General features: G+C 73.0%; 14 protein-coding genes. 8 read left to right on the top strand and 6 right to left on the bottom strand.

Features of this window, described 5'->3' with window-relative positions; genetic code table 11:
* Nucleotides 1-52: 52 nt before the first annotated feature.
* From ACFU9E_RS17680 to ACFU9E_RS17665, 4 genes are all read left to right on the top strand, one after another.
* Entirely contained in the window at nt 53-6,274 is a 6,222-nt protein-coding gene (locus ACFU9E_RS17680; protein ID WP_380686080.1) for a DNRLRE domain-containing protein, read from the top strand.
* The gene (locus ACFU9E_RS17675) at nt 6,271-6,510 is read left to right on the top strand and encodes a hypothetical protein (protein ID WP_380686078.1); all 240 of its coding nucleotides are present in this window, start codon (nt 6,271-6,273) and stop codon (nt 6,508-6,510) included. Before ACFU9E_RS17680 ends, ACFU9E_RS17675 begins: the two co-directional genes overlap by 4 nt.
* Nucleotides 6,511-6,763: 253 nt before the next feature.
* Complete coding sequence (locus tag ACFU9E_RS17670; RefSeq protein ID WP_380686120.1) at nt 6,764-8,596, top strand: hypothetical protein; 1,833 nt, start codon at nt 6,764-6,766, stop codon at nt 8,594-8,596.
* 86 nt (nt 8,597-8,682) lie between these two features.
* Nucleotides 8,683-9,372 carry an alpha/beta fold hydrolase gene (locus ACFU9E_RS17665; RefSeq protein ID WP_380686118.1) on the top strand — a complete coding sequence of 230 codons (690 nt, stop codon included), beginning with the start codon at nt 8,683-8,685 and terminating at the stop codon, nt 9,370-9,372.
* A gap of 10 nt (nt 9,373-9,382) precedes the next feature.
* Here ACFU9E_RS17665 and ACFU9E_RS17660 read toward each other — a convergent pair whose 3' ends face one another.
* Nucleotides 9,383-12,577: a discoidin domain-containing protein gene (locus ACFU9E_RS17660; protein WP_380686116.1), complete on the bottom strand. Its 3,195-nt coding sequence runs from the start codon at nt 12,575-12,577 to the stop codon at nt 9,383-9,385.
* Nucleotides 12,578-12,854: 277 nt separating this feature from the next.
* Between ACFU9E_RS17660 and ACFU9E_RS17655 the strand changes: the two genes are divergently transcribed.
* Both ACFU9E_RS17655 and ACFU9E_RS17650 read left to right on the top strand, forming a co-directional pair.
* Nucleotides 12,855-13,880 (top strand): DUF4190 domain-containing protein, encoded by a 1,026-nt coding sequence (locus ACFU9E_RS17655; protein WP_380686114.1) that lies wholly within the window; start codon nt 12,855-12,857, stop codon nt 13,878-13,880.
* A 133-nt stretch (nt 13,881-14,013) separates the two neighbouring features.
* Entirely contained in the window at nt 14,014-15,342 is a 1,329-nt protein-coding gene (locus tag ACFU9E_RS17650) for a PP2C family protein-serine/threonine phosphatase (protein ID WP_380686112.1), read from the top strand.
* A gap of 142 nt (nt 15,343-15,484) precedes the next feature.
* Here ACFU9E_RS17650 and ACFU9E_RS17645 read toward each other — a convergent pair whose 3' ends face one another.
* From ACFU9E_RS17645 to ACFU9E_RS17635, 3 genes are all read right to left on the bottom strand, one after another.
* Complete coding sequence (locus ACFU9E_RS17645) at nt 15,485-16,084, bottom strand: choice-of-anchor C family protein (RefSeq protein ID WP_380715123.1); 600 nt, start codon at nt 16,082-16,084, stop codon at nt 15,485-15,487.
* Between the two features lie 331 nt (nt 16,085-16,415).
* Complete coding sequence (locus ACFU9E_RS17640; RefSeq protein ID WP_380715121.1) at nt 16,416-17,972, bottom strand: TolB family protein; 1,557 nt, start codon at nt 17,970-17,972, stop codon at nt 16,416-16,418.
* A 634-nt stretch (nt 17,973-18,606) separates the two neighbouring features.
* A complete protein-coding gene (locus ACFU9E_RS17635) occupies nt 18,607-19,077 on the bottom strand; it encodes a hypothetical protein (RefSeq protein WP_380687968.1) in 471 nt (156 codons plus the stop codon).
* A 60-nt stretch (nt 19,078-19,137) separates the two neighbouring features.
* Between ACFU9E_RS17635 and ACFU9E_RS17630 the strand changes: the two genes are divergently transcribed.
* Nucleotides 19,138-19,587: a MarR family winged helix-turn-helix transcriptional regulator gene (locus ACFU9E_RS17630; RefSeq protein WP_380687966.1), complete on the top strand. Its 450-nt coding sequence runs from the start codon at nt 19,138-19,140 to the stop codon at nt 19,585-19,587.
* Between the two features lie 234 nt (nt 19,588-19,821).
* Here the strand turns inward: ACFU9E_RS17630 and ACFU9E_RS17625 are convergent, their stop codons facing one another.
* Nucleotides 19,822-21,855 (bottom strand): hypothetical protein, encoded by a 2,034-nt coding sequence (locus ACFU9E_RS17625; protein WP_380687964.1) that lies wholly within the window; start codon nt 21,853-21,855, stop codon nt 19,822-19,824.
* Nucleotides 21,856-22,353: 498 nt separating this feature from the next.
* On the opposite strand from ACFU9E_RS17625, the gene ACFU9E_RS17620 reads away from it, so the two are divergent.
* Entirely contained in the window at nt 22,354-24,336 is a 1,983-nt protein-coding gene (locus tag ACFU9E_RS17620; protein ID WP_380715119.1) for a glycoside hydrolase family 5 protein, read from the top strand.
* A 111-nt stretch (nt 24,337-24,447) separates the two neighbouring features.
* Here ACFU9E_RS17620 and ACFU9E_RS17615 read toward each other — a convergent pair whose 3' ends face one another.
* Nucleotides 24,448-25,935, bottom strand: a complete 1,488-nt coding sequence (locus ACFU9E_RS17615; RefSeq protein ID WP_380688928.1) for a purine-cytosine permease family protein — start codon at nt 25,933-25,935, stop codon at nt 24,448-24,450.
* Between the last annotated feature and the right edge of the window lie 60 nt (nt 25,936-25,995).

Genomic DNA, 25,995 nt, shown 5'->3' with positions numbered 1-25,995 from the left:
CCCTCCTAAGCTCCGAGCGCACCGTCGCGTGACGGCAAGTCAAGGAGTGCACATGAAGAGGGACATACCCGAACGGCCCGGGCGCCGCGCGCCCGTGGGCATGCGGGCGTTGAGCGGGACGCTCGCGCTCGCCGTGGCCGTGTCGCTGCTGGCCGGGTCCGAGGCGGCGCTCGCGGCCTCGCCGGCCGCCGCCCCGGCCGGCCAGGGGGCGGGCCGGTGGGCCGGCTCCGCGGCCGACGTGCCGTCGGCGCGGATCGCGGCCCGGCTCTCGGGACAGCGGGTGGAGGCGCTCTCCGAGCGCACCGAGACGTCGACGACCTGGGTCAACAAGGACGGCTCGCTCACCACCGAGCTGTTCGCCGGCCCGGTCCGCTTCCAGCGCGACGGCCAGTGGGTGGACGTCGACCTCGGCCTGCAGGCCGCCGCCGACGGCTCGGTGGCACCCAAGGCCCACCCGAACGCGCTGCGGCTCGCCGGTGCCGGCGGCACCCGCGCGAAGTCCCTGGCCGAGGCGCAGGGCGCGGCCGAGCAGGCCCGCACCCTGGTGACCCTCGGTCAGGGCGACGAGCAGGTCGAACTCCAGTGGAAGGGCGGCCTGCCCAAGCCCGTCCTGGACGGCACCAAGGCCACCTACCGGGACGCCATCGCCGACGGCGCAGCCGACCTGGTCGTCGAGGCGACCCGCACCGGCTTCGAGCAGTACACGGTGCTGAAGCAGCGCCCGGCCGCCGCCGGCTTCTCGTACACGATGCCGCTGCGCGCCGACGGCCTGAAGGCCGAGGCCCAGCCGGACGGCAGCGTGCTGTTCACCGACAAGAAGTCCGGTGAGAAGAAGGCGGTGCTGCCGGCCCCGGTGATGTGGGACGCCACCACCGTCCCCGGGTCCAGCGAGCACCCGCGCCAGGCCAGGGTCGACCTGAAGGTCGTCCAGCACGGCAACGGCATCGACCTCGTCTTCACCCCGGACGCCGCCTTCCTGGCGGACCCGAACACGCGGTACCCGGTCACGGTCGACCCGTCCACCACGGCCCTCGGCAACGCCTTCGACACCCGGGTGCAGCAGGGCGAGACGGTCGACTGGTCGGCCGACACCGAGATCTACTGGGGCAACTCCGGCACCAAGAACGCCGACGGCTCCTCCCGCCAGGCCCGCTCGTTCATCAACTGGAACACCGCGCCGATCGCGGACGCGCTGATCACCAACGCCACCCTGTCGCTGTACAACTTCCACTCCGGCAACAGCGACTGCCTGCCCTACGCGTGGGACATCTGGGACACCGGCCTCGCCTCCACCGCCTCGCGGTGGACCGCCCAGCCCTCCTGGAACTCCAAGAAGGCCACCGGCACCGAGACCAAGGGCCGGGACGCCTGCGGCGGCGACGGCTGGATCACCGCCGACGTCACCAACCTGGTGCAGACCTGGACCTCGGCGAAGAACGCCACCTCGGGCATGGGCCTGCGCGCCCCCGACGAGACCAACACCAAGTACTGGAAGGAGGTGAACTCCGCGAATGCCGCGAGCAACGTGCCGAAGCTGACGGTGACGTACAACTACCGCCCGCGCACCGGCACCGACCAGCAGGCCGGCTCCCCGTTCTACAAGGACACCGCCGGTACCTGGTGGGTCAACTCGGCCACCCCGACCCTGCGCGACACCTTCGTCGACCCCAACAACGACAAGGTCGACGGCACCTTCCAGATCTTCGACGCCGCCACCGACACCCAGGTGGGCAACGTCCTGGTCTCCCCGTACGTGCCCAGCGGCGCCCCGGCCTCCGTCACGGTCCCGGCCGGCGTGCTGACCAACGGCAAGACCTACAAGTTCCGCACCTCGCCGTACGACGGGCTGCACTACAACAACAACTGGTCGGCCTGGGCCACCTTCACGGTCGACACCTCCGCCCCGTCGGCGCCCGCCGCGCTCTCCTCGGCCGACTACCCGTCGGGCCAGTGGGTCAAGGGCGCCGGCCAGCCCGGCACCTTCACCGCGACCCCGCCCGCGGGCGACCAGAACGCCCTGGAGTGGTCGCTCGACGGCGCGACCTGGACCAAGGTGGCGACCAACGGCTCCAGCGCGCCGGTCACCTTCACCGTGACCCCGGCCAAGGCCGGCACCAACACCCTCCAGGTGCGGGCGGTGGACCGGGCGGAGAACAAGTCCGAGGCCCTGTCCTACACCTTCCAGGTCGGCGCCGGCGGCGTCACCGCGCCGAACGACGGCACCCGCACCGCCGCGCGCCTGCCGCTGGCCGCCGAGGCCGACGCCGCCAAGTACGACAAGGTGTCCTTCTCCTGGCGGCGCTCCGACGCCGACGGCTGGACCCCGGTCCCGGCCGGCGACGTCACCGCCGGCGGCACCGCGCTCACCGCCTGGCCGGTGGCCCTCACCGCGGGCAAGAGCCCCGCGCTGACCTGGAACGCCACCTCCACCGTGACCCCGGACGGAACCGTCCAGCTGCGCGCCGACTTCACCGGCCCCGCCTCCGCGGCCGTCTCCTCGGAGCCGATCCGGGTCGTGGTCGACCGCAAGGCCGACGACGCCGCGACGGAGAACGTCGGCCCGGGCGCGCTGAACCTGCTCACCGGCGACCTCCGGGTCCCGGCCACCGACGTGTCGCTGTTCGGCATGACGGTCGGCCGCACCCACTCCTCGCGCGACCCGCGGGCCGCCGCCGGCCAGGAGGGCCAGGCGGCGATCTTCGGCCCCAACTGGGTGTCCAGCGTCTCCTCGAACCTCTCCTCCTCGGAGTACACCGAGATCCGCAGGACCTCCAACACCTCGCTCAGCGTGATGGCGGCCGACGGCTCGGCCGTCTCCTTCACCTCGAACGCGGCGGGCAACGGCTGGGCGCCCGAGCCGGGCAGCGAGGACCTCACCCTGGCCGGCTCCTTCGCCGGCGGCTTCACCCTGTCCGGCGCCGAGGGCACCGTCACCGCGTTCGGCAAGGCCGACCCGGCCGCCGCCACCTGGACCGTCACCTCCACCCTGCTGGACGGGCGCGCCAACACCACCACCACGGTCGTCTCCGAGGCCACCGTGGTCGGCGGCAAGACCCTGACCCGGCCGAAGCTGGTCATCGCCCCGACCTCCGCCGTCACCCCGGCCGTCTGCGCCGCGAACGTGACCGCCAAGGGCTGCCGCGTCCTGCAGTTCGTCTACGCCGCCACCACCACCGCCACCGGGGTCACCGGCCCCGGCGAGTTCGGTGACGTCGCCGGGCAGGTCAGCTCGATCAAGCTGTGGAGCACCGCCCCCGGGGCCGCCGCCGCCACCGCCACCGACGTCGCCGTCTACCGCTACGACTCCGCCGGCCGGCTGCGCCAGACCTGGGACCCGCGGCTCGGCCAGAGCAGCCAGAACCAGTACACCTACTACACCCAGGGCGCCGACGACGGCCTGCTCGCCTCCGTCCAGCTGAGCGGCACCCGCGCCACCTCGCTGGCGTACGGCACCGTCGCCTCCAACCCGGCCGCCGGCCCCGGCATGCTGACGAAGGCCTGGCACGACACGCTCGCCCCCGGCACCACGGGCACCGTGAACGGCACCGCCACCACCACCGTCGTCTACGGCGTCCCGCTCACCGGCGCGAAGGCGCCCGAGGACCTCGGCGCCTCCGCCGCCGCCGCGTGGGGCCAGCGGGACCTGCCGACCGACGCCACCGCGGTGTTCCCGGCCGACCAGGTCCCGGCCTCCAACAACGGCGCCGACCTGGGCGCCGGTGACTACACCAGGGCGACCGTCGGCTACCTGAACGCCTCCGGCCGCCAGGTCAACCAGCTCACCCCGGGCCACCACGTCACCACCACCGAGCACGACAAGCAGGGCCACCAGGTCCGCAGCCTGACCGCGGCCAACCGCGAGCTCGCCCTCGGCGGCACCCCCGCGGCCAAGGCCCGGCTCGCGGACCTCGGCATCGACACCCTGCCGTCCGCCGAGCGTGCCCAGCTGCTCTCCAGCAGCAGCGTCTACAGCGCGGACGGGCAGCAGGAGACCGAGGTCTACAACCCGCTGCACCGCATCACCCTCGCCGCCGACGCGGTCTCCGGCAGCACGGTCCTGGCCAAGGCCGGCACCCAGCTGCCCGCCCGTCAGCACACCGTGAAGACCTACGACGAGGGCCGGCCGACCGACGGCACCGCCAAGATCAAGAACCAGGTCACCCTCACCACCACCGGTGCCCGCCTGCGCGCCTGGCCCGACCTGCTCACCGAGTCCCGCCAGGACCGCAGCGCCTACAACTGGGCGCTGGGCGTGCCCACCGCGCAGACCAAGGACAGCGGCGGCCTCGCCCTGACCACCACCACCGGCTACGACGCCCAGGGCCGGATGGTCTCCACCCAGCAGCCGGCCTCCACCGGAGCCGACGCGGGCACCGCCTGGACCAGCTACTACACCGCCGACGGCACCGGCGTCTGCGCCAACCGCCCGGAGTGGGCCGACCTCGTCTGCCAGACCGGGCCCGCCGCGGCCGTCACCGGCGGCGGATCCAACCCCGCCCAGCTGCCCGTCCGGACCACCCAGTACGGGCAGTTCGGCCAGGCCACCCGGACCACCGAGACCGCCAACGGCGTCACCCGGACCACCGTGACCGACACCGACGCGGCCGGCCGTCCGACCACCGTCACCGTCGCCGACGGCCTCGGTACCGCCGCCCCGGCCACCACCACGACCTACCACCCGGGCACCGGCGCCGTCACCCAGCAGACCTCCGCCACCGGCGGCACGATCACCAAGGGCTACGACGAGCTGGGCCGGCTGATCTCCTACACCGACGCCGACGGCGCCGTCACCACCACGGAGTACGACGCCCTCAACCGTCCCACCAAGGTCACCGACACCGCCCCGTCCACCACCACCTACACCTACGACACCGCCGTCGACCCGCGCGGGTTGGCCACCTCGGTGACCGACTCCGTCGCCGGCACCCTCACCGCCCGCTACGACGCGGACGGCACGCCGCTCACCCAGGGCCTGCCCGGCGGCTACACCCAGACCGACACCAAGGACCCGGCCGGCACCACCGTCAGCCGCGTCTACACCCGTGACGGCGACGGCGCCGTCCTGGTCTCCGACGGCATCACCGAGACCGTCCACGGCCAGCGGGCCACCCACACCGGCACCCCCGGCGTCACCGCGGCCCAGACCTACAGCTACGACCGGGCCGGCCGGCTCGTCCAGGTCCAGGACACCTCGACCGACGCCGTCTGCACCACCCGCACCTACACCTTCGACCGGAACACCAACCGCACCGGCCTGGCCACCGCCGACGCCGCCCGCGGCCAGGCCTGCACCACCACCGGAGGCAGCAGCCAGACCAGCGGCTACGACACCGCCGACCGCCTGGTCAACCCCGGCTACACCTACGACGCGTTCGGCCGCACCACCGCGCTGCCCGGCAGCACCGTCGCGTACTTCAACACCGACCTGGTGCAGCAGCAGACCAGCGGCAACAACCGGCAGACCTGGACCCTCGACTCGGCCCAGCGCTTCCGCGCCTGGACCACCGAGGCCAACAACGCCGGCACCTGGACCCAGACCGGCGTCAGGACCAACCACTACGGCTCCGACACCGACACCCCCCGCTGGACCACCGAGGACACCGCGGGCAACCTGACCCGCAACGTCACCGGCCCCACCGGCACCCTGGCCGCCACCACCACCAGGACCGGCGGCGGCGTCCTGCAACTCGCCAACCTGCACGGCGACATCACCCTGCGCCTGCCGCTGGACACCGCCGTCGCGCCGACCGTGCTCGACTACGACGAGTACGGCCAGCCGCGGGCCGGCCAGCCCGGCGCCCGTTACGCCTGGCTCGGCGACAAGCAGCGCTCCGACGAGACCCCCGGCGCGCTCACCCTGATGGGCGTGCGCCTCTACAACCCGGCCACCGGCCGCTTCCTGTCCCCGGACCCGGTCCAGGGCGCGAGCGCCAACGCCTACGACTACTGCAACGCCGACCCGGTCAACTGCACCGACCTCAACGGCCGGATGCCCGGCTGGCTGAAGGCCGCGCTCAAGGCCGCCGTCGCCCGCGCCGTCCAGCTGGCCGTGACCGCGGCCGTGGCCGCCTGGGTCCCGTTCCTCGCGCCGTGGGCGCTGCACATCGGCAACTGCGCCGGCGGCGCCTGCGCCGGCGTGCTGTTCGGCAGCGGCAACTGGAAGCAGCGCATCGTCTGGGCCGTGGCCGGCTGCCTGGCCGGCTTCGTCTTCGACCGCGGCGTCTCCCAGAAGATCATCGACAAGGTGATCGGCGTGGTCCGGAGGTTCGTGTGACGCCCGAGCAGGAACCGCCGGCGCGGGGCGCGAGCCCGCTGCGCCTGGCCGCGGCGAACGGGGCCTGGCTCGCCCCGTCGTTCCTCGCCGCGTTCCTGCTCGCCGACCGGCTGACCGCCGACGCCACCGCCCGCACCTGGTGCACCCTGCTGCTCGCACCGGTGATCGGCCTGGCCCTGCGCGCCGCGACGCAGCTCGCGGCCCGCCTGCGGCACCGGCGGAGGCACCGCCACTAGCCCGACCCGCACACCGCGCGGGCCGGCCCACCGCACCACGGTGGGCCGGCCCGCGCCGTTTCGGGCGGTTCCGGCGCCGTCCCGCGGGGAACCGGGCGCCCCACCGCGCCGTCCCCTGTACGAGGGAAGCCCGACGCCCGGGAACAGTGCCCCAACTCCGGCCGAACAACCACCATCCGAGGGGTTGACGGACGGGTGGGGCGGGAAGAGGCGGGGGCGGGACGAAGGTCCGGGGCGCGGAACTGGGGGTCGTGTGACGAAGCGTGCAGCCCATGCGATACGGAGCGGTGCCGTCGCACTGGCCGTCTGGTGGCTGTGGATGCCACTGGTCGCGCTGCTGGTGTGGCTGGTCAAGCACTTCGTCTTCGGCGGCTTCGGACAACAGGACCAGAGCTATCTGCTGCTGATCGAGCGGGAGTTCTTCCCCAACGGCGGCCCGCTGGACGCCGCTCCGCTGTTCTGGTTCTGGATCGCCGTGGGCCTGTGCGGCACGGTGTGGGCGGTCGTGCACATCGCGGAGGAGGCCGGGGCGGCCCTCCACGGCCTGCGGACGCGCCTGGCGGTGGCGGTCGTGGTGCTGGCGGTGGCCGGCTCGCTGGTGCGCGCCGGCACCGGACTGTGGGACGACGACAAGGACGCGGGCCGCTTCTACGCGGCGGCGACCGTGCTCGACGTCCCGGCCTCCGGCGCGGGCACCCCGCGCTCGGTGCTGCCGGTCATCGAGCACACCCGCCCGGGCGACGGCACCCGCTGCGACCTGCTCGGCACCGCGGACGTGCCCGCCTGCGTGAAGACCGCGCCGATGCCGGACTTCGACTTCGAGGCGCGCACCGCCTCCTACGCGGCGGCGACCAAGGCGCTCACCGACAGCGCCGGCCTGACCTCCGGGATCAACCTGCTGGGACACAGCCTGCACTACCTGCCCGACGGCTCGGCGGGCGGCGGTGTGTGGACGGCGGTCCTGGACGGCTCCGGCGAGCAGCCGATGGAGGGTGTCGCCGTCTGGGACGGCCGCTCGAACTCCGTCGTCACCTGCGCCTTCCGCGGCGACCACGCCTTCGGCCGGGCCTTCGGCGGGACGGGCGCGGTCAGCCTGCGCAACCTGCTCGCCGAGCGCTTCCCGGACCTGGTCTACAGCGACCAGGACATCTGGGGCTACTGCGACGGCACCGCCCCCCGCACCGCCCGGCCGGTGGTGGTGATCTCGGTCACCCGGCAGATCGGCTACCGGCAGCGCACGGTGCTGGAGCCGGCCGGCGTGCTGGTGCTGCGCGGCTCGCCGGACGGCCGCCCGGAGGTCACCCACCGGGCGGAGGTCTCCCCGGGCGAACTGCCGGGAGCGGTGTACCCGGCCTCGGTGGTCCGCTCGCAGATCCACGAGGTGCAGTGGCTCGGCGGGCGCGGCGCCAAGGACGACCGGGGCTTCGGCTACGACCACACCTCGGCGGCCACCAACGCCACCAACCCGGGCGAGTTCCTGCTGCGCTCCAAGGCCGACGGCCACCTGTACTACGTGACCCCGCTGGTGCCCCGCGAGAGCTCCTCGCAGCTGGTGGTGGCCTTCGCGGTGCTGCAGGCCGACCGGGTCGGCGGGGGCCTGGGCGACCTGCACGTGTACGTGCGCGGGGACGACGAGCCGCCGGTGAACCTGGACGTGCTGGCCGGCCGGATGGTGACGTACATGGCGCAGCAGACGTCGATCACCATCAGCGCCGGGAAGGACGGGGCGCTGCAGGAGATCATCCCGTTCGGCCGGGACAAGTGGCGCGGCTTCGTGGACTTCAACGGGCAGACCCAGGACTACATCGACCTGTCGGGCGACGCCGGGGTGACGCCGAACCTGGTGTCGGTGAACGGCGGCATCACCCCGCCCGGCGGCCAGCCGTCCGCGTCCCCGAGCCCGAGCCCCTCCGCTACGCCGGCTCCGTCCGCGTCCTCGTCCGCGACCGCACCCCCGACCGTACCGGTGGGCGAATGCGGGGGCGACCCTGCGAAGTTGACGACCGGACAGCTCGCCGCCTGCGTCGCGGAACTGTCCAAGGCGCTGCAGGGGCGCGTCCAGGACCAGGCGTCCCCCCGGCCCTGACTCCGCCCTGGTCCCGTTGTCGGTGGTCGGGTCTAGGCTGCGGCCGTATCGACGATCCGGTCGACGATCCGGGAGGTATGCGTCCGATGGCGACCTACGTACTGATCCACGCGGCGGCGGTCGACTCCTGGTACTGGGGGCCGCTGTCCGCCGAACTCCGCGCCCGGGGCCACCAGGTGGTGGCCCCGGACCTGCCGTGCGAGGACGAGTCGGCCGGGCTCCAGGAGTACGCGGACACCGTCGTCGAGGCGATCGGCGACCGCACCGGTCTGGTCGTCGTGGCCCACTCCTTCGGCGGGTTCACCGGCCCGCTGGTGTGCGAGCGGGTCCCGGCGGACCTGCTGGTGATGCTCCAGGCCCAGGTCCCGGCGCCGGGCGAGTCGCCGGGCGCGTGGTGGGCCGACACCGGCTACCCGGCCGCGCGGGCCGAGGCCGACCTGCGGCGGGGTGTCGCACCCGGCACCGAGGAGGACGCGGCCTCCCTCGTACTGCACGACACCCCGCCGGAGCTGGCCGCCGCGTTCCTGGCCGGCCACCAGCGGCGGCAGGCGCCCGCCCCGTTCGGTCGGCCGTGGCCGGCGGCCTCCTGGCCGGACGTGCCGACCAGGTTCCTGCTCTCCGCCGGCGACCGCTTCTTCCCCGCCGGGTTCATGCGGCGCCTGGTCGTCGAGCGCCTCGGTTTCGAGCCGGACGAGATGCCCGGCGACCACTGCCCGATGCTCGGCCACCCCGAGGAGGTGGCCGAGCGGTTGGAGGCCTACCGCACCGCGCTCTGAGCGCGGCGCGTCAGGAGACGGCGACCTCGCCGAGCTGCAGGTAGTGGTCACCGAACTGGTCGGTGCTCAGGCGGGTGCCGGTGATCTTCACGTAGCGGGCCGTGGCCGGTGCGAACGGGAAGGTCACGGTGCCGCCCGGGCGGGGCTGGCCGTGGCGGTCGGCGACGGTGGTCCAGGTGGTGCCGTCGGCCGACACCTGGATGGTGAAGTCGACCGGGAAGCCCAGGCCGGTGTTGGCGCCGTCGGTGCGCGGGGTCAGCCGGACCTGTTCGATCCGGCTGGCCCCCTGGAGGTCCACGGTGAGCGACTCGTTGGCCGTCGCGGTCGGCGACTTGAGGCTGCTCCAGCCCATCGAGTAGCCGGCCGCGGAGTTCAGCACGCCGTCGGTGGCCGCGGCCCGGCCCCAGCCGGAGACCTCGACCGAACTCGACGTGGTCACCGGCCGGTTGGCGGCCAGATTGTCGCCGGCGGCTTCGATCTCGGCGAGCTGCATGTGGTAGTTGCCGCGGGGGTCGGTGCGCAGCCTGGTCCCGGTGACCTTGACGTAGCGCACGTCGGCGGGCGTGAACCCGAAGACCTGTGCGGAGGCGTCGGGACGCGGGTAGTCGTGCCGGTCGGCGACGGTGGTCCAGGTGTTCTTGTCGGCCGAGACCTCGATGGTGAAGTCCACCGGGAAGCCGAGACCGGTGTTGGCGCCGTCGGCGCGGCCGAACAGGTCCAGGCGGCTGATCCGGCGGGTGGCGCCGAGGTCGACGGTGACGCCCTCGATGTGGTCGGTGGACAGGTTGTCGATGCTGCTCCAGCCGAGGGTGCCGGTCGGCAGGCCCCGGCGGCCGTCGGTCAGGGCGGCGGCGCTCCAGCCGTCGGACTCGTAACTGCTGGTGGGGGAGACGCCGGCGGCCTCGGCGGGGTCGCTGCCGGGGTTGAGCCGGACGTTGTCGAAGCGGGCGGCGGCGCCACCGGTGGCGAGGCCGATGTTGCCGACCGGGTAGCCCGGGTCGTCGACGGTGATCAGCTTCTTGGCGCCCGCGTACACGTCGAGCCTGGAACCGCGGGTGACCACCCGCAAGGTGACCGTCTGGCCCGGGGTGAAGCCGGGAACGGTCGCGGTGTCGAGGGTGGTGTTGCCGCGATTGACGAAGACCTCGCCGTTGTTGCGCAGGGCCACCAGGTAGCCGGTCTGACGGTCGGTCGGGTGTTGGCTGTGGACGGTCAGGCCGGCCCAGTTGGCGTTGCCGCCGCTGGCGTTGACGTCGGTGATCCGGACGTCCACGGAGGCGGCGACGTCCGCGTAGGCGCGCCCGGCCACCGCGGTGACGTTGTTCCACTCGTCGCCCGCGCTGGTCTGCGCGTAGGCCTTGTCCCCGGTGACGGTCCAGGTGCCGTGGGTGTGGCGCCACTGAGTGTCGGCGCCGGAGGAGAAGTCGTCGGTGAACGGGTAGGAGGCGTCGGGCCCCGGGTCGGTGAGGGCGTCCAGGATCTGCTTGTGGCGGTGGTCGATCTCGGCGCCCGAGGTGGTGAACTCGGTGGTGCTGGTGATCAGCGACGAGGTCAGGGCGTGGGCCAGCACGGGCTTGGTGGCGGCGAGCCGGGTGAGCAGCTCGTAGTCCTGGACGCCGGCGAGCATCGCCTCGCTGCGCAGGCTGTCGTAGATGTCGAGGGCGCCGTTCTCGCTCTTGGGGCGCACCAGGAACGGGTCGCCGGTGGTGGCGTCCTTGAAGGTGTCGACGTGCGCGTACCCGCCGTTCTTCGGCTGCGTCCAGATGTTCCAGCCCCAGTGGAGGTACCCGTTGCCGCCTGCCGCCGACACCATCCACGGCGTCAGCCGGGAGTCGGAGAGGGGGTAGCTGATGTAGCGGTTGGGGTGGGCGTCGTTGGGGTCGTTGCTGTAGTAGAGCCAGAGATCCTTGCCGGCCAGCCGCTTCTCCTGGTAGTAGGCGGCGTTGTTGTCGTACGAGTCGTCGACATGGGCGGCGATGGTCGAGATGCGGGAGTCGATCGCCTCGTTCGGCTGGAGGTGCGCTTCGCCGGTCATGGCCTGCGGGAAGTACTGGTGGAAGCGGTCGTTGAGCCAGGTGACGGCGGAGACCTGGGCGGTGTTCTCGGACAGCGGCTCGTCGGTCGCGGAGAGGTAGAACACGTCGCTCCAGCGCCGGCCCGGTGCGCAGCCCGGTCCCGGGTCCAGGCACTTGGTGTCCAGGTGGGCCTTGAGCGCGGGCAGGGCGGCGGCGAGGTACTTCGTGGCTTCGTCCGAGCCGGGTGCTACGTGGCCGACCCGCACCCCGCCGCTGCCGTCCTCGACGAGCGCCTCCAGTTCCACGCCCTCCAGGAGGTGAGGGGTGTAGATGTACTGGAGGGCGCCGGCGTCCTGGAAGAGCTGGACGAATCGGTCGAAGGTCGTCCAGTCGAAGGTGTAGGTGCCGTTCACCAGCGTGGTGCCGCGGGCGGCCAGTGCCTGGAAGTCCGCGAAGACGACGTTGTTGCGGTGCTTGGCGTGGTTCCTGGCGATGTTCCCCATCAGGGTCCACCAGCCGTCGGAGTACGCGTCCACCCCGTACTGGTCCGGGATCGAACTGGCCGTCCAGGTGTAGTCCCAGCCGACCGAGGTGAACCAGTTGTTCAGCCGGAACGAGGAGCGGTTGGCCGGGGGTAGTTCGACCGCGTACACCGTCACCGAGACCGGGACGTCCACCGGACCCGAGGAACTGTTCACGGTGGCCTTGCCGGTGTATGTGCCGGGCGCCTGCCCGGGGGGCACGGCCACGCTGTAGTGGTAGGGCTGGGTGGTGTTCGCCGCGAGGTCGTAGGGCGCGTTGCCGTAGAGCGAGTCGTAGTAGTCGTTGCCGCCGTTCGGGGGCTCCTCGCGGTGAGGGCTGCCGATCTTCACGACGTTCGGGTGGTTGTACTCCCGGTTGACGCTGATCCTGGAGGACGGGATCACCGCCCCGCCCGGTCCGGCGAGATCGCTCGCCTGCACCGACAGGCCGGTCAGGGCTGCCGCCGAGCGGACGGCGATCTGGGCCGCCTGGACCTCGTTGCGTGCCGCGAACAGGGTCACCCCTCCGGTCGGCCGCTGAGGGGTCGGTGAGGAGCTGAAGACGTGGTCGGCGCCACTGGCGACCCAGACCGAGGGCGGGGCGGCGGCGCCGGCCTGCCCGGGCAGTACGGAAGCCAGGACCAGCCCCGCCAGTGTCGCTATTGACACCCTTGTGGATATTTTCCCCACGGTATCCCCTTCGTGAATTCTGACTGTTCTGTACACGTCTAATAACTGGCACTGCAAGTCATATCGCATGAAGAGCATCTGGGTTGAGGGTTCGATGGAATTGGCCGTATCCGCTCCCTCTGTCGCCCCCCCGTCGCCCCTCCTGTCGTCCTCGGCCGGGACGCGGTGGCGGAAACGTCACCGGGCACCGGTATGTTGATCACCCGCCGGAGGTGGCCGGCCGTGCCTCGTCCCACCACTTCTCGAAGGAATCCGGATGACCCTCCCCGCCCCGTCCGACGGTCCCAAGCCCGCCGAGGAGGCCGCCGGCAACCCCTGGGCGCCGCCGGGCCCGGACCCGAGCGACCGCGGCGGTGCCGCGCCGGGCGGGGTCCCGGGCCAGGGCGGCCAGGGCTGGTCCCCGGCGCCCCCGACCCCGGGCGCGCCGTACTGGGGCCCCTACGCGATGCCGGTGCCGCCGCCGGCGCCGCGCAACGGCGTGGGCATCGCGGCCATGGTCATCGGGGTCGTCGGCATGGTGCTCAGCCTGGCGGTCCTCCTGTTCTGGCTGTCCTGGCTGCCGGCCCTGCTGGCCGTGATCCTCGGCGCCGTCGGCCTGGTGCAGGTGCGCAAGGGCATCGCGACCAACCGCGGGATGGCACTCGCGGGCGTGATCCTGGGCGTGCTGGGCCTGCTGGTCTCGACCGGCGCCGGAGTGTTCGTGGTGTCGGAGGTGCGCGCGGTCGAAAGGGAGCGCAAGGCGGAGGAGGAGGCCGACCAGGCCCGCTACGACGCCGCGATGAAGGAGGCCGAGGAACGGGCGGCCAAGGAGCGCGAACGGATCGAGGCCGAGCGCAAGCGGCTGGAGGCCGAGCGCGAGAAGGCGGCCGCGGACGAGAAGGCCCGGCGCCTGTCGTTCGGGCAGTCCTACACCTACCCGGACGGCCTGAAGGTCACCATGGGCAAGCCGGAGCGCTACGTCCCGGACGAGACGGTCTTCCGGGCCCCCAAGAACTCCAGGTTCTTCCAGGTGAGGATCACCATCGTCAACACCGGCTCGGTGAACCTCGCGCTGGAAGGGGCGGGCCTGCCCCTCGTCCGGGACGCCGACGGCGGCCTCCTCCTCGTGATGATCGACGGAAGCTCGCGGATGAAGGTCCCCACCGGGTCGCTCGCCGTCGGTCAGGAGGTCACCAGCCTGACCGCCTACGCCCTGCCGAACACCGCGGGCGAGTCGTTCTCCGTCGAGTTCGTCCACGGCTCCGTACTGAAGCACGTCACCTGGTCCGGCCCGGTCGGCTGACCCGGCCTGCGGGCCTGACCGGTCGGGCCGGCCGGGGCCCGTGCGGTCGATCCGTGTGCGCCGCGCGGGCGCATGCACCCGCCCGGGCGGCTCCGCCGTGCGTAGCGTGGGTGGTGATGAACGAGATGATGTCGTGAACGCCGAAGCGGAGCCGGCCGGGCCGCCGGGAGCGGGGGACCGGTCGGAGCCGGGCGGCGGGCTGGAGGGCGTCGCCCTCCAGCTGCACGCGCTGGCCAGGGCGAAGAACCGGTGGCAGGGTCTGTTGTCGGCGGTGCTGGCCATCAGCGGAGACCTGGAGCTGCCCGTGGTGCTCCACCGCATCGTCACGACGGCGATGGACCTCGCCGGTGCCCGCTACGGGGCCCTCGGTGTCCTCGGCCCCTCCGGCGACCGGCTGGAGCAGTTCATCACCGCGGGTCTGACACCCGAGGAGCGCGGGGCCCTCGCCGGGATCGACTTCCCGCACGGTCGCGGTGTGCTCGGCCACCTGATCCGCCACCCCGAACCGCTGCGGGTGGACGACATCCCCTCCCATCCGGCCTCGGCCGGCTTCCCGCCCGGCCATCCGCCGATGCGCACGCTGCTGGGCGTGGCGATCACCGTCCGCGGCGAGATCTACGGCGACCTCTACCTCTCCGAGCGCGTCGACGGCCGGCCGTTCGACGAGGACGACGAGGAGATCGTCCGGGCCCTCGCGGGCGCGGCCGGCATCGCCATCGAGAACGCCCGCCTGTTCGGCTACATGCGCGACAGCGCGGAGCAGTTCCAGCGGTTGCTGCTGCCCACGCTGCCGGACCTGGCCCCGTTCTCCGGCGCCGCCGTCTACCGCACCGCCCACGAGCCGGCCCGGGTGGGCGGCGACTGGTACGACGCCGCCGTGCTGCCCGACCGGGCCTGCGTGGCGGTCATCGGCGACGTGGTCGGCCACGACCTGCACGCCGCCGCGGCCATGGCCCAGGCCCGCAACATGCTCCGCGCGCTGCTCTACGACCGCAGGACCCCGCCCAGCTCGGTGCTGACCCAGCTCGACCACACCGTGCACGCCATCACCGACCTGCCCGTCACCACCGCGTGCCTGGCCCGGATCGAACCGGCAGCCGACGGCTGGACCCTCCACTGGAGCACCGCCGGCCACCTGCCGCCCCTCGTGCTCACCCCCGACGGCCGCGCCTGGTACCTGGAGGGCGAACCCGGCATCCCGCTGGGCGTGGACTTCGCCGTCGGCCGCCCCGACCACACCCACCCCCTGCCCGTCGGCGGCACCGTCGTGCTCTTCACCGACGGCCTCGTCGAGGACCCCGCCCGCTCCATCGACGAGGGCCTGGACGCCCTCGCCGCCCTCGCCGCCGCGCACGCCGCCGAACCCCTGGACGACCTCGTCCGCGCCCTCGCCGACCACCACCCCAGCGACGGCCACGACGACATGGCCATCCTCGCCATCCGCACCCCCGTCACCCGCTGACCGCCCCCGCCCGCAGGACGTCCGGAGCGGCCGACACGCCCGCGACCGGGCCCTCGGCAGGGCCCGGTCGCGGAACAGGTCGAACGGCGGGTCGTCACCGACGGACCATCACCGGCGGATCGTCACCGGTGGGTCGGGCCGGTCACCCGGAACAGGGCTTGCACTCCTTCACCTGGACGTTGTCGATGACCGGGCCGAACGCCCCGGCGACGGTGCTGGCGAAGCTCAGGGTGGTGGTGGTGTTCTGCGCGACGAAGCTGAACTGGCGTCCCACGTAGCCCATGGCGGCCTTGGTCTTGCCGGTGACGTCGAAGGAGAAGTCCTGGAAGTTCTGGCCGTCGATCAGCGCCCGGCCGGTCCGCACGGGGTTTCCCCCGGCCGGGTTGCCGGCCAGCGCGTAGGTGACGGAGTAGAGGGTGCCCGGGACGGTGGTGAAGCTCTGGGCGATGGTGCCGGTGGTGTTGCCGTTGAGGTCCACCGCCTGGTCGCCCTCGGCGACCTGCCAGAAGCCGGCGCCGGTCAGGTCGGCGCTGCCGGCGATGACGGTCCACGGACCGATGGTCTGACCGGCGTTCAGCTCGACGAAGTTGTTCGCCGGGGCCTTGGGCGTCTCGAAGCTGCCGTCGTCGAAGCGGCTCAGGGCGCGGTGGCCGTCGGCACCCTGGGCCGGGACGGCCGCGGCGGTGGCTCCGGCGACGAGCAGGACGGCGACGGCGGCGATGCGGGCACGCGGGAACGGCATGGGTGGCCCTCCTGGGGCTGGTGGACGGGGTCAGCCGGATCGGCTGCGCACCGAGCGTCCGCCGTTCGGGTGATCGCTGCCAAGGCCGGAGGCGGGGCGCCCGGTGTCGCACGGCGCTCGCCGCCGGGCTCTCGCGCGCCGGTTTGGCCGGGCCCGAACCGTCGTACCAGGCGGTTGTTCCGCCCCGGACGGCGCCGCGCGGCCACTCGCCGTCCCCCGTGCGGTCCCGTCCGGGGGAGCGGAGCCGGTCGCGCACACCCCCATCGCACCGCACGCGCCGCCGCTCCCGGCCGTGCCCCGGCGTGTACGCACGCCGGGGCACGGCAACCGGTCAGCCGTCCTCGTTCTCGCCCTGGGAGTCGCCGCCGCCACCCCGGTGGCGCCCGACGAACGCGGCGAAGGCCTGCCAGTCCTCGGTCGGCGGGGCGTCGGTGCCGGCCACCAGGTTGCCGCTGGTCGAACCGAACACCACCGCACGGCCGGCGGCGTCCACGAAGGGCGCCGTCGACGAGCCGTTGCCGAGCGAGCCGTCCGGCGCGGTGGACACCCGCTCGGTGCGGCCGGTGCGCAGGTCCTGGCGGTAGACGTCCCAGCCCTGGTGCTGCGGGCCGGGCACCAGGTTGTCGGCGGCCGACTCGAAGTAGACCCAGCGGTTGTCCGCGGTGATCGAGCCGTGGTCGGAGGAACCGACCGAGCTGGTGCCCGGCAGGCCGCCGCTGACCTTCGTCACCGTGCCCGTCCTCAGGTCCCGGACGTGGAGCACCGTGTGGTAGCGGTGACCGCTGGTCGAGCCGCCGGGCTCGGGCAGGGTGTAGATCGCGCGCCGCCCGTCCGGACTGATCGTCGCGTCGAAGCTGGAGTTGCCCAGCGTGCCGTCGAGGCCCGCGCTCACCGGGGTCAGCTTCCCGGAGCGCACGTCGTACGTGTAGTAGACGGCGGACGTCGGGTGGGAGAGGACCGTCTCCGTCGGGCCCTGCGGGGTGCTGCGCCGCGCGGCCTCGGCGGCGCTCGGGGTGAGCTCCGTGTCCGCGGACGCGGCGGCCGACGCCGCGGCGAGGCCGGGGGCCTGCTCCTCCGGCAGCAGCTGGGACAGCGAGGAGAAGCCGATGGTGCGGCCGTCCGCGCTGATCGTCGGGTGCAGCGAGAGGCTCTCGCCCGGCTTGCCGTTGGCGTCGCGGGAGATCAGCCGGGTGGTGTGGGTCCGGCGGTCGGTCAGGTAGACGTTGTACTTCCAGGTGTACGGCCTGTTCAGCGAGGGCTCGGTGTCCACCACCGTCGGGTCCAGGTCGGTCCGGGAGGACACGAAGGCCACGTACCGGCCGTCGGCGCTGATCGACGGCGCGTACGAGGCGTGGTACCGGTCGGTGTCGGTGTTGGCGAGGCTGCCGCTGATCAGCTCGGTGTGCCCCGTCCAGCGGTCGCGGATGTACACCTCGTCGCGCCCCGCCACCGGTGTACCGGGCACGACGCCCTCCGCGTCGCTGTTGAAGGCGACGTAGCGGCCGTTGGCGTTGATCGCGACGTAGTCGGTGAAACCGGCCAGCGGCTCGCCCGAGTCGGACAGGTTGACGCGCTCGGTGCGGCCGGTGCGCAGGTCCTTCACGAAGGCGTCGCGCCAGCTCTTCCCGGGCTGCTCCACCAGGTTGGTGGCCCAGGAGGTGAACAGGGCGTAGCGGCCGTCGGCGCTGATGCCCTGGCCGGAGGACTGGCCGTCCGGCACGGCGCCGTTGAACCCGATGCTGACCTGGACGGTGCCACGTGGCACCGGGCCGGCCTGGGCCGGGGCGGCGATCGCGGTGGCGGCGGTCGCGGCGACCAGCGTGGCCGCGGCCAGCAGACCGCCGCCCGCCCGCCAACGGTTGCGGATCGTCCGGGTGGTACGTGTCATGAGGTCTTCCCCTCTGCTCGCCCGGCCGGGCTCCCTCCCGGTGGCGGGCTTTCCGGGCAAGCCAATCCCCGGTGCGCCCCGCGGTCAACGCCCGGGCGCGTTCGGCGGCGAATAATACGTCAACCTGCTTACCCCACAACGGAGTCGGGCCGTCGCCGGAAGCGTCCGCCCCGGCCGTCGTCGCGCGAGACTCCGCTCCATCGGCTCGGCCATGTTCTCCTCCGGTCCTGTCGGCACCTCCGATGATCATCGCGGGCGGCACCGACAGGGGCGGCCGGCAGGAGGCGCCGACCCGGCCGGGGCCGGGTCGTTCGCAACCGGGGGACCTGACGCGGTGTCGTTCCTGTCGACGGTCCGATTCCGTGATGCGGGGGCATGGTGGGGACGATCGCAGTGGTGGGCGCGGTGGCCGGGCCCGAGGAGACCGCGCTGCTGGCAGCCCTGTACGGTCGCCGCGCCCTGGGCCGCCTCCTGCCGACCTTCGCCGCCCGGGCCGCACTCATCGGCGGCCGCGCGGCCCGGGAGACCGTCGCCCGCACGGATTCCGGCGGTGTGCGAGGGATCCGACGCCGGCCCCGCCGGGGACTACTGACGCCCCCTCGGGCCCACCCCGGCACCAGCCGGGCGGGCCCCGCTATGCACTCGCGGCCGATGCGGCGGCCGGTGCGGTCGCAGGGGAGCGCCGGTCGGCTCGGGCGAGCCTGGCGGCCGAGGCGAGGTGCAGGACCGCCAGCGCGCCGGCCCCGACGGCCATGCCCGGATTCCGCGTCGTCAGGCCAATGGCGACGTCCCCGATCTGGACCACTCCGGCCACCGTCAGCAGTGGCAGCAGCCCGCGTTTGGTGCGGCTGACGAGCAGCTGATGGACCAGGGCCGCCCCGAGGGGAAGGGTCCGAGCCGCGTATGCCTGGGCGTAGAGACGGACGCCGTCGGTGACCGCGCTGCCGTGGGGGAGGGCCAGGCCGGGGTCGACCAGGCCGGCGACGCAGAAGGCCGTCGAGAGCAGGGTGCCGGTGGTGTTCGCGACGACCAGCGACCGGGGCAGCGCGTCGTGGCGGCGAGCAGCCCGGTCGGGAGCGGAGGGAGCACGATCGGCGTCAGGCATTGCGTCAACTCCAGAATCGTTCGAGCTCTGAATCATTGGAGGGAAGCTAGCATCGTCGTCATGGACGATGTCAACCGTGCGCCGCTGACCTCCTCGCTGGTCTTCCGTCTCGGCACCCTCGGCACCGTGGCGACCGCACGCTTCACCGCGGCGATCGAGAGCCGCGGCCTCAAGCCCAAGCACGTCGGTCTGCTCGCCGCGCTCAGCTCCCGCGCGGCGCCGTCGCAGCTGGAGCTCTCCCAGGCCATGGGCGTGGCACCGAGCCTGGTGGTGAGCCTGGCCGACCAACTGGAGGCGATGGACGCGCTCCAGCGCGTCCGTGATCCGGCCGACCGCCGCCGCCAGACCCTCGTCCTCACGGACACCGGCCGCCGTCTGCTCGACGAGTGCACGGCCCTGGCACGGGACCTCGACACCGAGCTCGCCGCCGCCCTCACCCCCGACGAACGCGAGACCCTCCGACGGGTGCTGGGAGTCCTCGCCCGGGACGCGGGTCTGCCGGCCGAGTGACCGGCGCCCGCCCCCCCGGCCACCGAGGACCGGAAACGGTGTTCCTGCCCGCAGGATGGGAGGCCGCCGGACGCGCGGCGGGTCTCCTCGGGTGGAGGCCGATGTGCCGCGCCAGGAGCAGCGCGTCCGACGGTCGCCCGGCTCCCGATCGAGCGGGTTTCTCGCGGCCGGTCGTCACCCCCTGGCGAGGGTGACGACCGGCCGGTGGGCCGACAGGTCGTGCTCAGGCGGTGCTCAGGCGAGCTTCTGGCAGAGCAGCGCGTACGGCCGCGCCGCCCACAGCTGCCACCAGGGCTGGCTGTAGGCCACGCCCGCGATGAACTCGTCGTTGGAGCACTGGCCCTTGGCGAAGCCGTACGCGAAGTCACCGCCGCCCGGCACCGCGGGGCGGTTGTCGCCCTTGTCGAACCAGACCGTGCGGCTCGAAGTGCCCAGCGGAGTGGCCGACCTGGCGCACAACACGCTCATCGTCCGGCCGTTGCGGCCGTATCCGGACACGAAGGATCCGGCAGGGCACTGGGCCTTCGTGTAGCCCGGCGCCCAGTCGCCGGTCACGTAGGTGCCGCCGTGGTCGACGACGAACGCGTGGCCGGCGTCCCAGAGGTCCGCCTTCGTGGCGTCGGTGCACAGGCCGTCGTCGCCGCCGTGGCTGAGCCCGATCAGCCGGCCGCCGTCCGGGCAGGAGGCCTTGAGGGCGTACGGGTCCCAGTCCGGCCGGGTCCTCAGGTGGGCGGAGTGCTGGTCGTCGCCCAGACCGGAGCTGAGCGCGGTCCAGTCCACCAGGCGCGGGGGGTTCGGGCCGGTGCTCGCCGAGGTGAGCAGCCATTCGCGGTGGAAGGCGAGGAAGGGCAGATCGGCCGAGAGGATCGGCGTGCCGAGTATGGCGAGCTGCGCCGTCAGCGCCCCGTTGATGTCGATTCCGCCGTAGAGCGCGGCCGTGCCGTTGACCTCCGGCGTGCCGCCGGCGCCGCCGAGGACGACCGAGCCGCTGACAGCGGCCCGCAGGTACGGCTCGATCGAGGCCTTCACGCCGATCGTGTCGTACAGGGCGATGGAGCCCTCGGCGAGCAGGCCGGCCTTTGCCGAGGCGGAGCCCTTGAGGTCGAGGCGCAGCGGGGTGACGGTGGAGGTCCCGGGGTCGGTGGTGGTGGTCCAGCCCGGGCCCTTGACGTAGTCGGAGTGGACGCCCCACTGGCCGTCGTAGGTCTGCTCGGCGTCGAGGGTGACGGTGCCGTCGGCGGCGATGTCGGCGGAGAGGGTGAACTTCAGGTTGATGACGACGGGCAGCGGGCCCACCATCACCACGGGACTGGCGCTGTACGTGGCCAGCGGTATCCGGATGCCCGCGGCGCTCGCCGTGAGGTCCGCGCTGACGTGCCAGTCGGCGTGGGCGCCCAGGCTGAAGCCGATCCGCGCCTGCTGGGGGTCGATCAGACCGAGGCCGCCCCGGTATGAGAAGTCGACGGCCGGGGTGAGCGAGACCGAGCCGGAGAGCCTCGCCGAGGAGCCGTTCGGCAGCGGGACGGTGGTGTCGGCGCTGAGGCCCAGGCTGCCGGAGACGGAGCCCCGGCCGGCGGTGGCGCCGAGGTCGGTGGTGACCTGGACGCCGCCGATCTGCGGCTGGACCTGGAAGGCGCTGGGGCTGACGGCGCTGTGCAGGCTGGTGCTGGTCGCACCGAGCAGCTCGGGGAGCGTGGCCGGGCGGGTGGTGACGGCCACCTTGCCGTCGGTGGTCGGCTGCACGCCGGTGACGGCGACCAGCGCGCCCTGCGGGGCCGCCGGGGTGGGCGGGCTGTCGATCAGCTGCCCGGGCCGGACGGCGGCCGCGGCGGTCTCGGCGGCGCCCGGGGCCGCGGCCGGGCCGGACGGCGACTGCGCGTCGGCCGCGACCGGCGCGAGCTCGGCGGTGCCGGTGCCGGCGTCGTACGCGGAGAGCGTGAGGCCGGGGGCGGTGGTGGCGGTGGCCGGCGCGCTGCCCTGCGCCGGGGTCGCCACCGTGGCCGCGGCCGTTCCGGTGGTGGTGTCGGAGGCCGTGTCGGAGCTCGGGGGTGCCAGGGTCGCCGGCACACCGGGCGACGCGGGCGAAGTGGGCGAAGTGGCGTCCACGGCGTTCACGGCGTTCACGGCGTTCACGGCGGCCACCGTGGTCGCGGTGGTCGTGGTGACAGCGGCGGCCGATGCCACCGCCGCCCCGTTCAGGACGGTGCCGCAGAGGAGGAGCACGGTGGTTGTCGCGGCTGCTGACAGGGTCAGCTTGCGCACGGTCACGTGGAGGGTCCCTTCCGGTCAACGGTGCTGGAGCAGTGGTGACTTGCGGTGGGGCACGACGGCCGGAGCAGCCGCACGCCGCTCCTGACCGACGGGTAACTTAGCAGCCGCCCACGGCTCCGCTGACCGGTTCGCACGGTTCTCGGATTGCGCTTACCGAGATTTCACGATTCGGGAACAGGCCTTTCCCCCGCGGTTAATGCGGCGCCCTGGGCGATTCGGTCCCGGAGGCTCCGACGGGGCGAAATCGGACGATCCGACCAGCGGTCACATTCGCGCACGGAACGGTGAATTGCTGCCGAGGGCCGATCTCCGTGCGCACCGCCGGGCGTATCGGACTACCTATTCTTTCCGCCCGCCGTGCGGCAATGAATGGGGAAGGCCCCGGATTGATCCGACCGGCCGCGCAGGCTTGGCTCGCCGGGCGGCTCCCCTGTTCGTGGGTGCCGGTCGGACGTACCGTCAGCACTCCCTGCCCCCGCTCCCGATGGAGACCTCGTGAACCCCAGCAGTCCGGCCCGCGTGCCGCGGATCCGACGCCGATGCCTCGCGGCCGCCGTCGCGGCAGTGGCCCTCCTCGCCGGGGCGGCGGCCACCGCCCCGGCGACCGCGCGGCCGGCCGCGGCCCCGTACGCGGCCCCGCCCGCCCCCGCGGCCACCGCGCCGGTCCTGGACGGCGCCGCGCTCGCCGCTTCCTGGACCGGCCCGTTGAGCACACGGGGCCGCTACATCGTCGACGCGAGCGGTGACCGGTTCAAGCTGAAGGCGGGCAACTGGGCCGGCGCCCAGGGCACTTGGGAGGGCAGTGGCTCGACCACCGACCCGGCCAACAACCAGGCCCGTCAGGTGTCGTACAATATCCCGCTCGGTCTGGACCGGGCGCCGATCGGCCGGATCCTGGCGGACCTCCACGGGCTGGGCCTGAACAGCGTCCGGCTCCCGTTCGCCAACGCGATGATCCACGACACCACCCCGGTCCCGGACGCCGCCGTCACCGCCAACCCGCAGCTCAGGGGCAGGACCCCGCTCCAGGTGTACGAAGCCGTCGTCGCCGCGCTGACCGCCGACGGCTTCGCGGTGATCCTCAACAACCACACCACCGGCTACCGGTTCTGCTGCGGCCTGGACGGCAACGAGCGGTGGAACAGCGGCCAGACGACCCAGCAGTGGGAGGACGACTGGCTGTTCATGGTGAACCGCTACCAGGCCGACAAGCGCGTCGTCGGCGCCGACCTGCGCAACGAGGTCCGCCGGGACGTCTGGGACGACCCCAACTGGGGGATGGGCGACGGCCACGACGCGTACGCCGCCTTCGAGGAGGCCGGCAACCGGATCCTGCGGGCCGACCCGGACATGCTGGTGATCATGGAGGGGATCAACTGGTACGGCATCCCCGCCGCCGGGTTCTCCCACGGCCGCCCGGTGCTCGCCCCGGTCGCCACCCTGTCGAACACGCTCGTCCGGTCCGACAAGCTGGTCTACGCCGCGCACTTCTACGCCTACACCGGCCCGGCCAACACCGGCGCGGCCGGCGGCGCGGGTGCCACGAACGACCCGCGCTACCAGGACTTCACGCCCGAGCAGCTGGCGCGCGTGGTCGACGAGCAGGCGCTCTTCGTCACCCGCTCCGGGCAGCACTTCACCGCGCCCGTGTGGATCAGCGAGTTCGGCGCCGCCGGACGCGGTTCCACGAACACCGCGGAACAGGGCTGGTTCGACCGCTTCACCGACATCCTCGCCGCCAACGACACCGACTTCGCCGTCTGGCCGCTGGTCGGCTGGCAGAGCGGCGGCGTCCCGAACGACAACTGGGCCCTGCTCTCCTACGACGCCGACGGCCGGCGGATCGGTCTCGGCGACCCGGGCGACTGGCGGGCCGCCGACTGGAACAAGCTGCTCGACGCGCCCTCGTACCGCGGCCGGGTCGCGCCGGTGGACCACTGGAACATGCTCGACCTCGACCACGGCGACCAGAACGTCTCCGGTCGCATGCTGGCGCTGCCGGACTGGAGCAGCGGCAACCGCAAGGGCAACTGCCCCGACGGCCAGCGCCTGGTCGGCCTCGGCCGGGGCGACAGCCGCGGCCTGTGCACCGACGCCGGCTCGCCCGCCACCGGCGGCGGCACCTGGGTCACCGTCGCCGACCAGCGCTACGTCACCGAGGGTGACTGGGCTCCGGGCTACGACAAGCTCCAGTGCCCCGCCGGCACCTTCGCCGTCGGCTACAGCGTCAACCGGAACGCCATGTCCGCCCTGCTCTGCGCCCCGTCCGCCACCCCGCTGCCCCGCACCGGCCGGACCGTCTGGTTCGACCACGGCGACAACCGCCCGGCCACCGGCGGCTCCACCGGCAGTGACTGGGCCCCGGGGCACTACAAGGGCCAGTGCGCCGACACCGAGTACGTCGCGGGCGTCGCCTACACCTGGAAGTGGCTCCACTACGGCGTCCCGGACGCCCTGCTCTGCCGCCCGCCGGCCTGACCCCGCCGGCGCAACGCCGCAGTGGGCGCTGCCCATACGTGGCAGAACCGGACCGCCCGGCCGCCGGCTCCACTGAGCCTGCGACCGGGCGGTCCGGGGGTGTCCGCGGGGTCAGACGGTGACCGCCTCGCCCCGCTCCACCTGAAGGTCGGAGGCCGGCTCGGTGGCCGACCCGGTGGCCGGGGTCTTCTCCCGGGGGGTGGGGAGCACGGCCATGATCACGGCGGAGATGACGATGGTCGCCGCCCAGGCGAGCCCGTACCGGCCGATGGGCGTACCGGACAGCGGGCCGGCGAACCAGTCGCACTTGGTGAAGGCGAGCCCGGTCAGCAGGGCGAGCACCCAGGAGACCATGGCCTGCCAGCAGAAGCCGCCTGTGTACCAGTAGCGGCTGTTCCGGCTGGTGTCCATCAGCGCCTCGGCGTCGTAGCGCACCGCGCGCCTGCGGCGCCGGAACATGTCCACCGCGTAGACGCCGATCCAGGCCGAGAAGGAGACGGCGAGCAGGATCAGGAAGGTGATGAAGGAGCCCAGGAAGCTCTTGGCGACCAGCATCAGCAGCAGGCCGGCGACCAGCGAGATCACGGCGTTGATGCTGACGGCCATGGCACGCGGCAGCTTCACGCCCATGGTCTGCGCGGTGAAGCCGGCCGAGTACATGGAGAGGCTGTTGATCAGCAGCATGCCCACGATCGCGGTCAGCAGGTACGGCACGGCCAGCCAGGTCGGCAGCAGGTCGCCGAGGAAGGAGACCGGGTCCGCGGCGTCGGCCAGTCCGGGGGAGGCCACCGCCATCACGGCGCCCATCAGCACCATCGGCACCATCACCAGGCCGGCACCGGAGACCGTCACACCGACGATCTTCCGGCCGGAGGCGGAGTGCGGCAGGTAGCGGGCGAAGTCCGGGCCGGTGGGGACCCAGCTGATGCCGCCGGCGGCGATGGTCCCGATGCCGGCGATCATCATCGCGGTGGTCCCCGCGGGCTTGGCGAAGACCTCGCTCCAGGGCATGGTCGCGATCAGGTAGCCCAGCACCAGGACGCTGAAGACGCCGAAGAGGTACGTCGACCAGGTGTTGCAGATGTTCAGCGCCTTGCGGCCCAGCCCGGAGACCAGGAAGGTGGCGGCGACGAAGCCGACGAGCGTGACCACGATCAGCGCGGTGTTGCTCCTCACACCGAACAGCAGGTCGAGGACGGTCAGCACGGCGTAGGCGCCGGTGACGGCGTTGATCGTCTCCCAGCCGAACCGGGCGATCCACAGGATCGCACCGGGGAAGAGGTTGCCGCGCACCCCGAAGGTGGCCCGGGAGAGCGTGGCACCGGGGGCCCCGCCCCACTTCCCGGAGACCGACACCACGCCGACCAGGCCGAAGGAGACGAGTGCGGCGCACGCGGCGACGACCAGGACCTGCCAGAAGTTCAACCGGTTGAACACCACCAGGGCCGCACCCATGGTGAGAAGCAGGACGCTGATGTTGGCCGCGACCCAGGTCGGGAAGAGCTCGCGGACCCTGCCCCGGCGCTCGTGGTCCGGGACGGGCTCGATACCGCGGGTCTCGACGGCGCCGCCGGTGTCGGCGGTGGACGGATTGTCCATGAGGGTGGCTCCGTGCATGTGAAGCGGGAGATGAATCGGGCAAAATGGATCATTTATGGA

Origin of the sequence: Kitasatospora sp. NPDC057595 (genome assembly GCF_042800875.1) — a bacterium.
Classification (GTDB): Bacteria; Actinomycetota; Actinomycetes; order Streptomycetales; family Streptomycetaceae; genus Kitasatospora.
The sequence above is the reverse complement of the archived record's forward strand: the minus strand, read 5'-3'. Positions and strand labels throughout refer to the sequence as shown.

What these genes read in the sequence shown, in the direction of transcription:
- ACFU9E_RS17680 (WP_380686080.1), top strand. Translation starts at nt 53, where the DNA reads ATGAAGAGGGACATACCCGAACGGCCCGGGCGCCGCGCGCCCGTGGGC.
- ACFU9E_RS17665 (WP_380686118.1), top strand. Translation starts at nt 8,683, where the DNA reads ATGGCGACCTACGTACTGATCCACGCGGCGGCGGTCGACTCCTGGTAC.
- ACFU9E_RS17655 (WP_380686114.1), top strand. Translation starts at nt 12,855, where the DNA reads ATGACCCTCCCCGCCCCGTCCGACGGTCCCAAGCCCGCCGAGGAGGCC.
- ACFU9E_RS17645 (WP_380715123.1), bottom strand. Translation starts at nt 16,084, where the DNA reads ATGCCGTTCCCGCGTGCCCGCATCGCCGCCGTCGCCGTCCTGCTCGTC.
- ACFU9E_RS17640 (WP_380715121.1), bottom strand. Translation starts at nt 17,972, where the DNA reads ATGACACGTACCACCCGGACGATCCGCAACCGTTGGCGGGCGGGCGGC.
- ACFU9E_RS17635 (WP_380687968.1), bottom strand. Translation starts at nt 19,077, where the DNA reads ATGCCTGACGCCGATCGTGCTCCCTCCGCTCCCGACCGGGCTGCTCGC.
- ACFU9E_RS17630 (WP_380687966.1), top strand. Translation starts at nt 19,138, where the DNA reads ATGGACGATGTCAACCGTGCGCCGCTGACCTCCTCGCTGGTCTTCCGT.
- ACFU9E_RS17615 (WP_380688928.1), bottom strand. Translation starts at nt 25,935, where the DNA reads ATGGACAATCCGTCCACCGCCGACACCGGCGGCGCCGTCGAGACCCGC.